Origin of the sequence: Loktanella sp. DJP18, from assembly GCF_049310965.1 — a bacterium.
Taxonomy (GTDB): Bacteria; Pseudomonadota; Alphaproteobacteria; order Rhodobacterales; family Rhodobacteraceae; genus Loktanella.
In genome coordinates this window covers 1-13,527 of record NZ_JBMERN010000007.1, presented here as the reverse complement: position 1 = coordinate 13,527, position 13,527 = coordinate 1, and the positions used below count along the sequence as shown (strand labels likewise).

The following is a 13,527-nucleotide window of genomic DNA, read 5'->3' as shown; positions in this document are numbered from 1 at the left end:
GAGACCGCCTCATGTCCGACGAAACGAACATTCTGGGCACGACCCAAAGGACGCGGCTTTACGGCGATGTGACCATCCTGATGCTGAAGGGCGCGGGCTATGCCGCTGTGGTCGTCATCGGCATCTGGCTGACCGTCGCGGTGATCGCTGCCGTGGGTCGCGCCCTGCCCGAGGAAAGCAAGCAGCAGCCCGATCCGACGCCGCTGTCGTTCCTGATCGACCTGTCCGGCCCGACGACGGTGATCGTCTAGGCCAGGGTTCGGTTCCGGCGGTGCGACGCCGCCGGAGCCTGCGCCGTCGGACCACCCACCCCGGTGGTCCGTCAAGAGGTGTCCCGCTTCCCGGCATCGGACGCCTCGTTCCCTTCCTGTTGGCTACAGGGCTGGCGTCGCAATGGGGCAACCCCTTGCGACGCCTTTATCATGTCAGGAGGACGCCATGACCAAGACACCCGATCTGGACCGTGTGACCCGACCATCTGACCTGCGCGGCATGTCCGACGCGACGCTGGCCGGTGTCGCCCGTGATGTGCGCAACACCGTGATCGAGGCCGTCAGCGTGACCGGCGGGCATCTGGGGTCGTCGTTGGGTGTCGTAGAACTGGCCGTCGCGATCCACGCGGTGTTCGACACGCCGCGGGACAAGCTGGTCTGGGATGTCGGCCACCAGTGCTATCCGCACAAGATCCTGACCGGGCGCCGCGACCGGATGCACACGCTGCGGCAGGAGGGCGGGATCTCCGGCTTCACCAAGCGGTCCGAGAGCGCCTATGATCCGTTCGGCGCGGCCCATTCGTCCACCTCGATTTCCGCGGCGCTGGGATTCACCGTCGGGCGGGACATGGGGATGAACACGGGCGACGCGATTGCCGTGATCGGCGACGGCGCGATCAGCGCCGGCATGGCCTATGAGGCGATGAACAACGCAGGTGCCGAAGGCCGCCGCCTGTTCGTCATTCTGAATGACAACGAAATGTCGATCGCGCCGCCGGTGGGGGCGATGTCGAAATACCTCTCGGGCCTTTACGCGTCACCGCTGGGCGAGATGCACAGGCTGGCCGAAGGGTTTGAGGCCGCCTTGCCTGGCCCGCTGCGCGATCACGCGAGGCGCGCGCGTCAACTGGTGACAGGGGCCGCCAGCGGCGCACAGGGGACGCTGTTCGAGAGCCTCGGCTTTTCGTACATCGGGCCCATTGACGGGCATGATCTGAACCAGTTGCTGCCGGTGCTGCGCGCGGCGCGGACCCGGGCTGTGGGACCGGTGCTGATCCACGTCTGCACGGTGAAGGGCAAGGGTTACGCCCCGGCCGAGACCGCCGCGGACAAGGGGCACGGCGTGGGCAAGTTCGACCCGGCGACTGGCGTGCAGGCCAAGGGAAAGGCCAATGCGAAAAGCTATACGCAGGTCTTCGGTGAGGCGCTGACGGTGGAGGCAGCCCTTGATCCGCGGATCGTCGCCGTGACGGCGGCGATGCCGGGCGGGACCGGCGTGGACATCATGCAGGCGCGGTTCGCAAAGCGCGTCTTTGACGTGGGCATTGCGGAGCAGCATGGCGTGACCTTTGCGGCGGGCATGGCGGCCAGCGGGCTGCGACCGTTCTGCGCGATCTATTCGACGTTCCTGCAACGGGGCTACGACCAGATCGTGCATGACGTGGCCTTGCAGAACCTGCCGGTGCGCTTTGCCATCGACCGGGCCGGACTGGTCGGGCAGGACGGCGCGACCCACGCGGGAGCCTTCGACGTCGGGTTTCTGACGGCACTGCCCAACATGGTGGTCATGGCGGCGGGGGATGAGGCGGAGTTGCAGCACATGGTCCGCACTGCGGCACAGCACGACGCCGGCCCCATTGCGTTCCGCTATCCGCGTGGATCGGGAGAGGGCATGACGCTGCCGGACCGCGGCGCGGTCATCGAGATCGGCAAAGGACGCGTCATCGTGGAAGGGTCGGACGTCGCGATCCTGTCGTTTGGGGCGCATCTGGGCGAGTGTCGCCGCGCCTGTGCGCTGATGACGGCGCAGGGGGTGACGCCGACGCTGGCGGATGCACGCTTTGCCAAGCCGCTGGACCGTGATCTGATCCGGCAACTCTTGCGGCACCATAAGGCGCTGATCACCGTGGAACAAGGGTCGCGCGGCGGGTTTGGGGCGATGGTGCTGCACGATCTGGCCAACGACGGACTGCTGGACGGGCGCTGTCAGGTCAGGACGATGACTCTGCCGGATCGCTTCATCGATCAGGCCAGCCCGGATGCGATGTATGCAGAGGCGGGGCTGACGGCGGTGGACATCGCGGCGACCGCGCTGGAGGCGGCGGGGCTCCGGATGAGACCCGTGAAGGGTCTTGTCTGAGCGTCATATTGGACACCGAATGTTTCGCACGCGATACATATTATGTAAAATAGAAATGTGACATATCAATAGGTTACGGCTTCCATAGCGGTCCGTGCGCCCGTCGATCTAAGGGATGCCTCCGGCGGGAGTTTAACCGGCCAGATGAATGCGGATCTGGCCATGCGAGGTGAGGGCCCTGCTTTTCATTGCAACGGAGGCGGGGGCGACTTAGCAATGCGGCAACTATCCGTGGAGTGATGCCGATGGACCCGCAACTGCAACTTGGCGACTTTCTGGGGCAGAACCTTGTCCTGTTGCTGCTGGCGCTGTTCATCATCGTCTGTGTCGTCACCGGCGTGCGGATCGTGCCGCAGTCCGAGAAGTTCGTGATCGAACGGCTGGGGCGCCTGAATAAGGTTCTGGGGCCGGGCATCAACTTCATCGTGCCGTTCCTGGACCGGGTGCGGCACCGGGTCAGCATCCTGGAACGGCAATTGCCATCGATGCAGCAGGACGCGATCACCAGCGACAACGTCTTGGTGCAGGTGGAAACCAGCGTGTTCTACCGGATCATCGAGCCGGAAAAGACGGTCTACCGCATCCGGGACGTGGACGGCGCGATTTCGACGACCGTGGCGGGGATCGTACGATCCGAGGTCGGGCGAATGGAGCTGGATCAGGTGCAGTCGAACCGGTCGAGCGTGATCGCCGCCGTGCGGGAGCAACTGGCCGAGCAGGTGGACGACTGGGGGATCGAGGTGACGCGGGCCGAGATCCTGGACGTGAACCTTGATGCAGCCACACGCGCCGCAATGTTGCAGCAGTTGAACGCCGAACGGGCACGTCGCGCACAGGTGACAGAGGCCGAAGGGCGCAAGCGGGCGGTGGAATTGCAGGCGGATGCGGACCTCTATTCCGCCGAGCAGGAGGCCAAGGCGCGGCGGGTGCTGGCCGACGCCGAGGCCTATGCCACGCAGGTCGTCGCCGTCGCCATCGCGGAAAACGGGCTTGAGGCCGCGCAGTATCAGGTCGCGCTGAAACAGGTTGAGGCGCTGTCGAAGATTGCGCAGGGGGCCGGGCAGCAAACCGTGATCCTGCCCGCGGATGCGGTCGAAGCCTTTGGCAATGCGTTCCGCATGTTGCGGGGCAAGGCGTGATGCTGGCGACGGTGTGGTGGGTCTGGCTGTCGGCCGCGCTGGCACTGGCGACACTTGAGGTGCTGGTGCCGGGCTACATCTTTCTCGGATTTGCGGTCGGGGCGGCGATCGTGGCGCTGTTGCTTCTGCTGGTGCAGATGACGTCGCTGCCGCTGATCCTCGTGATCTTCGCCGCGCTGTCGCTGATGGCCTACCTTGCGATGCGGCGGGTGTTCGGCATTCCGGGCGACAAGCCGAAGGTCTGGGACCGCGACATCAACGACTGACATAAAAATGGCCCGGTGTTCGGGGTGAACACCGGGCCAGTCGGAAGGTCGCGCCATACAGGGCAATCGTCAAGGGACAGAGGCAGAGATTGCGGCAGCAGGCCTTCGGGACAGTATCAGATGGACGACATCAACGATGAGCCGCTGTCGGACATCCGAAGGGCGTGGCGGGCAAGACCGGTGCGGACATGGTCCATGTCCATGTTCAGAGGGCCCGAAACCATGCAGGGATAGCGAAAGGTGCGACCGGCGCGCTGAATGTCGACGCGGGCCTCGAAGGCCCCTGCGGTCGCGTTGTAACGGACGTCGCCAAGATTGATCTGGGTCATGCGGTTTGCTCCTCAATCGATGTGCCGTCAGGGCTGCACATCCTGTTATCGATTGAATGAGTAACGGCAGGAGACGCGAAAAAGTTCCGCGTCAACCGTTTTTTTCGCTTTACAGGCTGAATGGCCTAGGGGTGGCGCATTTCTGCCAGAATGGCGAGGGCGGCGGCGCGGGGATCGTCTGACTGCCAGATCGGACGGCCGACGACGATGTGGTCGGCCCCGTCGTTCATGGCAAGTGCGGGTGTCGCCACGCGTTTCTGGTCACCATGCGACGCCCCGGCGGGACGCACGCCGGGGGTGACGATCAGGCGACCTTCCGATTCGGGCAGGGCGCGGATTGCTGCTGCCTCTTGCGGAGAGGCGACGATGCCGTCGGCCCCGGCCGCGAAGGCACGGGCGGCGCGGTCGATGACGAGGTCCGAGACGGTCCCTTTGCGAATCAGCGAGGCGTCGAGGTCGGCGCGGTCGAGGGAGGTCAGGATCGTGACAGCGAGGATCTTCATGTCGCTGCCGGCGGCACCTTCCTTTGCCGCCCGCACGACGTGGGGGTCGCCGTGGACGGTCAGGAAGTCGATGTCGAACTGGGTGAAGCCGCGCACCGCCGCTTCGACCGTGGCCCCGATGTCGAAGAGCTTCATGTCGAGGAAGATGCGCTTGCCGTGATCGTGCTTCAGCTCGTTTGCGAGCGCAAGCCCGCCGCCCGTCAGCATCCCGAGGCCGATCTTGTAGAAGGACACGGCGTCGCCGAGACGCGTCGCGATGTCGAGCCCGGCAATGACGTTGGGCACGTCGAGGGCCACGATCAAGCGGTCATCGGGCAGTCTGGCATCGGTCACGGGCTTTCCTTTCACGATTTGCGCGGGTCTAGTCCGAACCGGACGCAAGGGCAATCGGGGAGCGCATGATGCGAAGCAGTCTGGAGATTTTCGATCTGGCGCGAGGGAAAAGTCGCGTGCTGTGGCAGACCGACGACCTGATCGAGGCACCGAACTGGCATCCCGACGGCTGGCTGCTGGTGAACCGCGACGGGCTGCTGCTGCGGGTGCCGCTGGATGGCAGCGATGTGTCGGTGATCGACACGGGCGACGTGGTGGCCTGCAACAACGACCACGGCATCAGCCCGGACGGGTCGCAGGTCTATCTGTCGTCGCACGTGGACGACCTGTCGACGCTGTATCGCGTGCCGGTAAGCGGCGGCGAGCCGGTGCAGGTGGTGCCGGATGTGCCGTCCTATTGGCACGGCGTCAGCCCGGACGGCGCGGAAATCGCCTACTGCGCGCGGCGGCGCGGGCGATACGAAATCTGCGTGATGCGCGAAGCCGAGGTGCAGTTGACCGGCCTTGCGGAAGATGAGGGGCATAACGACGGGCCGGACTACAGTGCGGACGGCGGCTGGATCTGGTTCAACTCTGGCCGGACGGGGGCAGCGCAGATCTGGCGGATGCGGCGGGATGGATCGGACGTGCAGCGCATGGTGACGTCGGACACGGTCGACTGGTTTCCGCACCCCAGCCCGGACGGAGCGCACGTGCTGTACCTCGCGTTTCCGCAGGGCACGCTGTTTCATCCCCGCGACAAGGCGGTTCAGTTGCGGATGATGCCGCAGGCGGGGGGTGAAAGCTGGCCTGTGCTGGACCTGTTCGGAGGGCAGGGGACGATCAACGTGCCGTGCTGGTCGCCGGACGGGCGGGCCTTTGCCTATGTGCGCTATGCGGCGATGGATTGACCGCAGCGGGTCTTGGACCTAGGTCAGTCGAAAAGGTGCGTCTTGCACGACACAAGGAGTTTCGGTGTGGCACAGAAGACCGGCGGTTTCGCCTCCAACCCGTTTTTCATGATTGTCGGCCTTGGGGCCGGTGTGGCGATGGTGATCGCGCTGGCGATTGCTGTGACGCAGCCCCAGATCGGCGCGGCCGTTGGTCCCGGCCCGGTCGTCGAGGAAGTCCCGGCCGATGAATCGCCTGCCGAGGAGCCTGCGGCTGACGCTGCTGAAGAGCCTGCCGCTGACGCTGCTGAATTGCCTGCGGCTGACGCTGCTACAGAGGGGCCTGCCGCTGACGCTGCTGCCGAAGAGCCTGCGGCTGACGCTGCTGAACAGCCGGCGGCTGAAGCTGCTACAGAGGAGCCTGCGGAAGAACCTGCGGCTGATGCTGCGGCGGAAGAGCCTGTGGCAGAGGAACCTGCCGAGGATGCGCCTGCCGATGCTGAGGAGCCCGGTGTGGCGGCGCCGGCACAGGATGATGTGGCACCCGAGCAGAGTGGCAACGATGTGACGCCCGAAGAGACCGAGGGGACCGTGACTCCGACCGGTGAGACGGCGGACCCGGCACCGGCACCGGAGGCGAGCACCGACGACGCGACGGCAGCACCTGAGGCGGACGCCGGTGTGGACCCGGATTCGTCTGCCACGACCGTAGGCGGTGTCACCGTCGATCAGACCGTCGACCCCGACAACGGTGCTGCGGGTGGCGAAGATCCCGACGGCGGTGCGGCCCCGGTGTTCCCGACTCCATCTGGCCCGGAAGGCACCGATGGCGATCCGCTGACCACGAACTGAGCCGGCCCGAAGGTCTTGAGAGGCGCGTCCCGCAGGGGCGCGCCTTTTGCATGTCTGGTGACGATTTCAAGGTGTGGGATACTTGCAACAGGGGGCGTGGCCCCCCATCTTCAACGCAAGGCCCGAGACGGGGCGTGCCGCAATGCGGGCGCACCCAATGCCGTCGGGTGCTTTGAAGGAGAAACCCATGAACCTTGAAAAATTCACGGAACGGTCGCGCGGATTCATCCAGGCGGCCCAAACCATCGCGATGCGCGAAAATCACCAGCGCTTGCTGCCCGAACACCTGCTGAAGGCGCTGATGGATGACAGCGAGGGCCTTGCCGCGAACCTGATCGCCCATGGCGGCGGTGACGCAAAGCTGGTGCGCGACACGGTCGACGCCTTTGTCGCGAAGATCGCGAAGGTGACGGGCGACGCCGGGCAGACCTACATGGACAACGCGACCGCCAAGGTGCTGGACGAGGCCGAGAAGATGGCCACCAAGGCGGGCGATGCCTTTGTCCCGGTCGAACGGCTGCTGACCGCGCTGGCGATCGTGAAGTCAAAGGCAAAGGATGCGCTGGACGCCGGCAAGGTGACGCCCATGGCGCTGAATGCCGCGATCAACGACGTGCGCAAGGGGCGGACGGCGGATTCGGCGAGCGCCGAGGACGGCTATGACGCGCTGAACAAGTACGCCCGCGACCTGACCGAGGCGGCGCGCAACGGCAAGATCGACCCGATCATCGGCCGTGACGAGGAAATCCGCCGGTCGATGCAGGTCCTGTCGCGCCGGACCAAGAACAACCCCGTGCTGATCGGTGAACCCGGTGTCGGCAAGACGGCGATTGCCGAGGGTCTTGCCCTGCGGATCGTGAACGGCGACGTGCCGGAAAGCCTGCGCAACAAGCGTCTGATGGCGCTCGATATGGGTGCCTTGATCGCCGGTGCAAAGTATCGCGGCGAGTTCGAGGAACGGCTGAAGTCGATCCTGAAGGAGATCGAGGCGGCGGCGGGCGAAGTCATCCTGTTCATCGATGAAATGCATACGCTGGTCGGGGCCGGAAAGTCCGAAGGCGCGATGGATGCGGCCAACCTGATCAAACCGGCGCTGGCGCGGGGCGAATTGCATTGCGTGGGTGCCACGACGTTGGACGAATACCGCAAGTATGTCGAAAAGGACGCGGCGCTGGCGCGGCGGTTCCAGCCGATCATGGTCGAGGAGCCGACCGTGGTGGACACGATCAGCATTCTGCGCGGGATCAAGGAAAAGTATGAACTGCACCACGGCGTGCGGATCACCGACTCTGCCCTCGTGGCGGCGGCGACGCTGTCGCACCGCTACATCACCGACCGGTTCCTGCCGGACAAGGCCATCGACCTGATGGACGAGGCGGCCAGCCGTCTGCGCATGGAAGTGGACAGCAAGCCCGAGGCGCTGGACGCGCTGGACCGCGACATCATGCAAAAGCAGATCGAGCAGGAGGCCCTGCGCAAGGAGGACGACAGCGCGTCGAAGGACCGGCTGGCGAAGCTGACCGAGGAACTTGCCAACTTGCAGGACCGCGCGTCCGAGATGACGGCGAAGTGGCAGGCCGAGCGTGACAAGCTGGAAACGGGTCGCGACCTGAAGGAAAAGTTGGACCGCGCGCGGGCCGAGCTGGAGATCGCGAAGCGGGAAGGCAACCTCGCGAAGGCCGGGGAGCTGTCCTATGGCGTGATTCCGGGGCTGGAGCGTCAACTGTCGGATGCCGAGAGTAATGACGACTTGATGGTCGAAGAGGCTGTTCGACCCGAGCAGATCGCGGAAGTCGTCGAGCGTTGGACCGGGATTCCCATGTCAAAGATGCTGGAAGGCGAGCGCGACAAGCTGCTGCGGATGGAAGAGGAACTGGGCCGCCGGGTCGTGGGCCAGAAGCAGGCGGTCAAGGCCGTCGCCAATGCCGTGCGCCGTGCGCGTGCCGGTCTGAACGACGAGGGGCGGCCGCTTGGCAGCTTTCTGTTCCTCGGCCCGACGGGTGTCGGCAAGACAGAGCTGACCAAGGCTCTGGCGTCGTATCTCTTCGACGACGACTCTGCGATGGTGCGGATCGACATGAGCGAGTTCATGGAGAAGCACGCCGTCAGTCGCCTGATCGGCGCGCCTCCGGGGTATGTCGGATATGACGAAGGCGGCGTGCTGACCGAGGCCGTGCGGCGCAGGCCCTATCAGGTCGTGTTGTTCGACGAGGTCGAAAAGGCGCACCCCGATGTCTTCAACGTGCTGTTGCAGGTGCTGGACGACGGGATGCTGACGGACGGGCAGGGACGGACGGTCGATTTCAAGCAGACGCTGATCATCCTGACGTCGAACCTTGGCGCACAGGCGCTGAGCCTGATGCCGGACGGGGCTGACCCCGCGCAGGCGAAGCGCGACGTGATGGACGCGGTGCGGGCGCACTTCCGGCCGGAGTTCCTGAACCGACTGGATGAGACCATCATCTTCGACCGTCTGGCGCGCAGCGACATGGCCGGGATCGTCACGATCCAGATGAAGCGGCTGGAACAGCGGCTGGCGGGGCGGAATATCCACCTCGATCTGGATGCGGGCGCGCTGGCATGGCTGGCCGAGGAAGGCTACGATCCGGTGTTCGGGGCGCGGCCGCTGAAGCGGGTGATCCAACGGGCGTTGCAGGATCAACTGGCCGAGATGATCCTGGCGGGCGATGTGCGCGACGGAGACCGGGTCCCGGTCAGCGCGGGCGTCGACGGGCTGATCGTCGGAGACCGGGTTTCGGGGTCGTCGCGGCCCCGGCCAGAGGATGCGGTGATTCACTAAGGGACATGGCGGGGGAAACCCCGCCATTTTCGTTTTGCGACACAGGTTTGTGGCGACTTGATGCAAATCAAGTCGCTGGCGGCCCGGGTTGTGCGAGTGTCCGGCCATGACACCCAAGCTGTGGACCACTTTGCAGACCTATGACCGTGACCAGGGTGTCCGCGACGTGATCGCGGGCGTGACCGTCGCGATGGTCGCGCTGCCGCTGAGCATCGCGATCGCCGTCGCATCGGGCGCGGGACCGGAAACGGGTCTGATTACCGCCATCGTCGGCGGCTTTCTGATTTCCCTGCTGGGCGGCAGCCGGGTGCAGATCGGCGGTCCGACGGGGGCGTTCATCGTCGTCGTCTTTGGTGTCATCGTGCAATTTGGCTATGACGGGCTGGTGATCGCCACATTGATGGCAGGGGCGATCATGGTCGTGGCGGGGCTGCTGCGGGCGGGCAGTCTTGTGGCCTACGTGCCGGAACCGGTGGTCAACGGCTTTACCATCGGGATCGCCATCATCATCGGGGCAAGCCAGTTGAAGGACCTGTTCGGCCTGACCACGGGGCCGGTTCCGGCTGAATTCATCGGCAAGCTGGAAGCGCTGTGGGCCGCGCGGAGAAGCCTGAATGCGGCGGCGCTGGGCATCGGAGTGGGGACGATGGTGCTGATCGTCGGACTGCGGCGCCTGTTCCCGCGCTTTCCGGGCCTGATCGTGGCCGTGGGACTGGGGTCTGGGATCGTGGCGCTGGGTGCGCTGCCGGTCGATACGCTTTACGGGCGGTTCGGAGCCTTGCCTTCGACGCTGCCTTGGCCCGCGCTGCCGGCGCTGTCCTATGCGCGCATGGTGGAACTGCTGCCCTCGGCGCTGGTGATCGCCTTTCTGGCCAGCATCGAATCCCTGCTGTCGGCAATGGTCGCGGACCGGATGATGGGCGGCAAACACCGGCCTAACGCGGAAATCCTGGCGCAGGGTGTTGCGAATATCGGGTCTGCACTGTTCGGCGGGCTTCCCGCGACCGGGGCCATCGCGCGCACGGCGACGAATGTGAATGCGGGCGGGCGGACGCCGGTTGCGGGGCTGGTCCACGCGGTGACGATCCTGGGCGTGATGCTGCTGGCGGCACCGCTGGCGGGGTATCTTGCCATGCCGGCCTTGGCCGGGCTGCTGCTGATTACCGCCTGGAACATGAGCGAGCCGCACAAGTGGCGCGGCTACATGGCGACGCCTTTGGCGGACCGGGCGCTGCTGCTGCTGACCATCGTCCTGACGGTCTTTGCTGATCTGACCGTGGCCATCGGCGTCGGCGTGGCGCTGGGCCTTGCGCTGCGGTTGCGGCGGAAACGGGTCGCACCCGAAGCATGGGATACGCCGGACCGCTGAACGCAAAAGCCCCGGCAGATCGCTCTGCCGGGGCTGTCGTGGAAGCGGTGTCGCTTATTCCGCCGGCGGCATGATGACGGCGTCGATCACATGGATCACGCCATTGGTCGCCATGATGTCGGGCGTGGTCACGGTGGCATCGTTCACCATCACGGTGTCGCCTACTGCAAAGGTCACGTCCTGGCCTTCGACGGTGGCGGCGGTCATGCCGTCGGTCAGGTCGGCTGCCATCACCGTGCCTGGCACGACGTGGTAGGTCAGGATCTCGGCCAGCGCCTCGGGATCGGCCAGCAGACCTTCGACGGTGCCTTCGGGCAGGGCGGCGAATGCCTCATCCGTGGGCGCGAAAACGGTGAACGGGCCTTCGCCCTTTAGCGTTTCTACCAAACCGGCGGCTTCGACCGCGGCGACGAGCGTGGTGAATGTGCCCGCGTCGACGGCGGTATCGACGATGTCCATCGTCGCGGCGTGGCTTTCGGCGAAGGCAGCGGTGCCAAGGGTCATCAGGGCGGCGGTCGTCATGAATGTACGGCGAAGCATTATGTCGTCTCCTGTCGTGGGTTCAATGCAACCTTTCTGGCTGCGTGACGGTTATATGGGTGTGGATGTCGCACGGGCCACTCTCCTGCCGCGACACCCTGTCACTCGCCTTCGGCAGAAAAATCGCTAAGCCAAAGCAGTTTTGGATTTCAAGACACACGGTCGTGATCCGCCGTGATCCCCCGTGTTGGTATGACCGGCAAAAATAGCCGGTTCGTTTCAGTCACCCGCGCCATCGTGAGAAACCTTTCAACGATTATCTGCGTATATAGGCAAGACGAGATCAATCGGAGAGACAGATGGCCCACCGCTGGATGAACGACCTGACCACCGCCGACGTGACGCCGAAGGCTGCGTTCTTGAACCGGCGACAGCTGATCGGCGGGACGGCCGGTCTGGGGGCGATCGCGATGACCGGGGCGGCCCGCGCGCAGGCCGCGCTGGAGCCGAACACGCTGGAGGAGATCACCAGCTACAACAACTTCTACGAGTTCGGCACCGGCAAGACCGATCCGAAGGACAATGCCGGCGCGATGGTGATCGAGCCTTGGACCGTGACGGTGGACGGCATGGTCGACAACCCCGGGACATTTTCCCTGGCCGATCTGACCGACGGCCTGACGATCGAGGATCGCATCTACCGCTTCCGCTGTGTGGAGGCGTGGTCGATGGTGATTCCGTGGCAGGGGTTCGAACTGGCCGACCTTCTGGCGAAGGTCGGTGTGCAGGACGGCGCGCAGTTCGTCGCGTTCGAGACCGTCGTGCAGCCCGAGAACATGCCCGGCGTGCGGCGGCAGGTCATCGGCTTTCCCTATGTCGAAGGTCTGCGGCTGGACGAGGCGATGCACCCGCTGACGATCATGGCGACGGGTCTTTACGGAGAGCCACTGCCCAAGCAGTCCGGTGCGCCGCTGCGCGTGGTGGTGCCGTGGAAATATGGCTTCAAGTCGATCAAGTCGATTGTCCGGATCTCGCTGGTGGCCGAACAGCCTCCGACCACGTGGAACAAGATCAGTGCGCGCGAATACGGCTTCTATTCCAACGTGAACCCGACCGTGGACCATCCGCGCTGGTCGCAGGCGACCGAACGGCGCGTCGGCGGCGGCCTGTTCGCCAGCCGTGAGGACACGTTGATGTTCAATGGCTACGACGAGGTGGCCAGCCTGTATGACGGCATGGACCTGTCGCAGGACTATTGATGGCCGCCGTCGCCCGCATCAACGGTGCGCTGCGCCGCATCCCAGCCTGGCCGCTCTATCCTTTGGGTGCGGGCTATATGGCGTGGGAGTTCTGGCAGGCGTTGAACGGTCTCGGGGCGTACGGCGTAGAGCCGATCAACGTGCTGGAGCGTCAGTATGGCGAGGCCGCGCTGATCCTGCTGATCGCGGGTCTGGCCGTGACGCCATTGCGCACCCTGACCGGCGTGGTCCTGGTGAAGTATCGCCGGGCGATTGGCCTGCTCGCCTTCTTCTTCGTGCTGGCGCATTTCCTCGTCTTCGCCCTTCTGGACGTGCAGACCCTTGGCCGGGTCGTGACCGAGGTGGTGAAGCGCCCCTATGTCACCGTCGGGTTCATCGCCTTTCTGGCACTGATCCCGCTGGCGCTGACATCGAACAGCTGGTCGATCCGGCGGATGGGGCCGTTGCGGTGGCGACGACTGCACCTGCTGGTCTATCCCGCCGCCGTTCTGGGGGCATTGCATTACATCTGGTTGGTAAAGGGATGGCCGCTGGAACCCTTCCTCTACATGGGAGCCGTGGTGATTCTGCTTGCGGTGCGCCTCAAGTGGTCGCGGATTCGCGGTGTCTTTCGCTCGGCCGGCCAGTCGGCCGATGCCTGACCTCTAGGTCTTGTGGGCCGCCGCCGGTGAACCACAAGGCAGAAAGTCTGCCGCGACATTTCCTTGCGATATGACCTTGGGTCGGGGATCGAAAGTATCGCTAAGTCGCTCATTTCGCCGCGAAATTCGGTCTGTTACAAAAAATGCGCATTTCACGAAAATGGCACTTGCGGCCCCCGGCCGGTATCCGTAGAACCCCTCTCAACGAAGCGACGGAGACGCCGCTACGGACCACCGGACGGACCAGACTGGAACGCAAGGCGGTTGAAAAAAATTAGGAGTAGGGCAGGCGGGCGCGCCGACACCATAGGGCGCACCGGCTACGTTTTGCACCA

At 65.0% G+C, this 13,527-nt stretch carries 13 protein-coding genes; 10 read left to right on the top strand and 3 right to left on the bottom strand.

Going from position 1 to position 13,527, the window contains the following annotated elements; translation table 11 throughout:
• Positions 1 to 11 precede the first annotated feature (11 nt).
• The 4 genes from pufX to ACOI1H_RS03285 all read left to right on the top strand — a co-directional run bounded on the left by pufX (position 12) and on the right by ACOI1H_RS03285 (position 3,757).
• The gene (pufX, locus tag ACOI1H_RS03300) at positions 12 to 251 is read left to right on the top strand and encodes an RC-LH1 core complex protein PufX (protein WP_422435299.1); all 240 of its coding nucleotides are present in this window, start codon (positions 12 to 14) and stop codon (positions 249 to 251) included.
• Positions 252 to 438: 187 nt separating this feature from the next.
• Entirely contained in the window at positions 439 to 2,352 is a 1,914-nt protein-coding gene (gene dxs / locus ACOI1H_RS03295; protein WP_422435298.1) for a 1-deoxy-D-xylulose-5-phosphate synthase, read from the top strand.
• Between the two features lie 239 nt (positions 2,353 to 2,591).
• Positions 2,592 to 3,491 (top strand): SPFH domain-containing protein, encoded by a 900-nt coding sequence (locus ACOI1H_RS03290; protein ID WP_422435297.1) that lies wholly within the window; start codon positions 2,592 to 2,594, stop codon positions 3,489 to 3,491.
• On the top strand, positions 3,491 to 3,757 hold the full coding sequence (locus ACOI1H_RS03285) for an NfeD family protein (protein WP_422435296.1): 267 nt from the start codon (positions 3,491 to 3,493) through the stop codon (positions 3,755 to 3,757). The genes ACOI1H_RS03290 and ACOI1H_RS03285 overlap by 1 nt, the downstream gene beginning before the upstream one ends.
• Positions 3,758 to 3,873: 116 nt before the next feature.
• Here the strand turns inward: ACOI1H_RS03285 and ACOI1H_RS03280 are convergent, their stop codons facing one another.
• Entirely contained in the window at positions 3,874 to 4,086 is a 213-nt protein-coding gene (locus tag ACOI1H_RS03280; protein ID WP_422435295.1) for an orotidine 5'-phosphate decarboxylase, read from the bottom strand.
• A gap of 125 nt (positions 4,087 to 4,211) precedes the next feature.
• Complete coding sequence (gene pyrF, locus ACOI1H_RS03275) at positions 4,212 to 4,922, bottom strand: orotidine-5'-phosphate decarboxylase (protein WP_422435294.1); 711 nt, start codon at positions 4,920 to 4,922, stop codon at positions 4,212 to 4,214.
• Between the two features lie 116 nt (positions 4,923 to 5,038).
• On the opposite strand from pyrF, the gene ACOI1H_RS03270 reads away from it, so the two are divergent.
• The 4 genes from ACOI1H_RS03270 to ACOI1H_RS03255 all read left to right on the top strand — a co-directional run bounded on the left by ACOI1H_RS03270 (position 5,039) and on the right by ACOI1H_RS03255 (position 10,812).
• Positions 5,039 to 5,812, top strand: coding sequence for a hypothetical protein (locus ACOI1H_RS03270; RefSeq protein ID WP_422435293.1), 774 nt, complete (start codon positions 5,039 to 5,041; stop codon positions 5,810 to 5,812).
• A gap of 66 nt (positions 5,813 to 5,878) precedes the next feature.
• Positions 5,879 to 6,643, top strand: a complete 765-nt coding sequence (locus ACOI1H_RS03265; RefSeq protein ID WP_422435292.1) for a hypothetical protein — start codon at positions 5,879 to 5,881, stop codon at positions 6,641 to 6,643.
• Between the two features lie 187 nt (positions 6,644 to 6,830).
• Positions 6,831 to 9,443 (top strand): ATP-dependent chaperone ClpB, encoded by a 2,613-nt coding sequence (gene clpB, locus ACOI1H_RS03260; protein WP_422435291.1) that lies wholly within the window; start codon positions 6,831 to 6,833, stop codon positions 9,441 to 9,443.
• Positions 9,444 to 9,549: 106 nt separating this feature from the next.
• Positions 9,550 to 10,812, top strand: a complete 1,263-nt coding sequence (locus ACOI1H_RS03255) for a SulP family inorganic anion transporter (RefSeq protein WP_422435290.1) — start codon at positions 9,550 to 9,552, stop codon at positions 10,810 to 10,812.
• A gap of 54 nt (positions 10,813 to 10,866) precedes the next feature.
• On the opposite strand, the gene ACOI1H_RS03250 is transcribed toward ACOI1H_RS03255, so the two are convergent.
• Positions 10,867 to 11,352 (bottom strand): fasciclin domain-containing protein, encoded by a 486-nt coding sequence (locus ACOI1H_RS03250; RefSeq protein WP_422435289.1) that lies wholly within the window; start codon positions 11,350 to 11,352, stop codon positions 10,867 to 10,869.
• 299 nt (positions 11,353 to 11,651) lie between these two features.
• Between ACOI1H_RS03250 and msrP the strand changes: the two genes are divergently transcribed.
• Positions 11,652 to 12,551: a protein-methionine-sulfoxide reductase catalytic subunit MsrP gene (msrP, locus tag ACOI1H_RS03245; protein WP_422435288.1), complete on the top strand. Its 900-nt coding sequence runs from the start codon at positions 11,652 to 11,654 to the stop codon at positions 12,549 to 12,551.
• A complete protein-coding gene (gene msrQ / locus ACOI1H_RS03240) occupies positions 12,551 to 13,192 on the top strand; it encodes a protein-methionine-sulfoxide reductase heme-binding subunit MsrQ (RefSeq protein WP_422435287.1) in 642 nt (213 codons plus the stop codon). The genes msrP and msrQ overlap by 1 nt, the downstream gene beginning before the upstream one ends.
• The last annotated feature ends 335 nt before the right edge of the window (positions 13,193 to 13,527 follow it).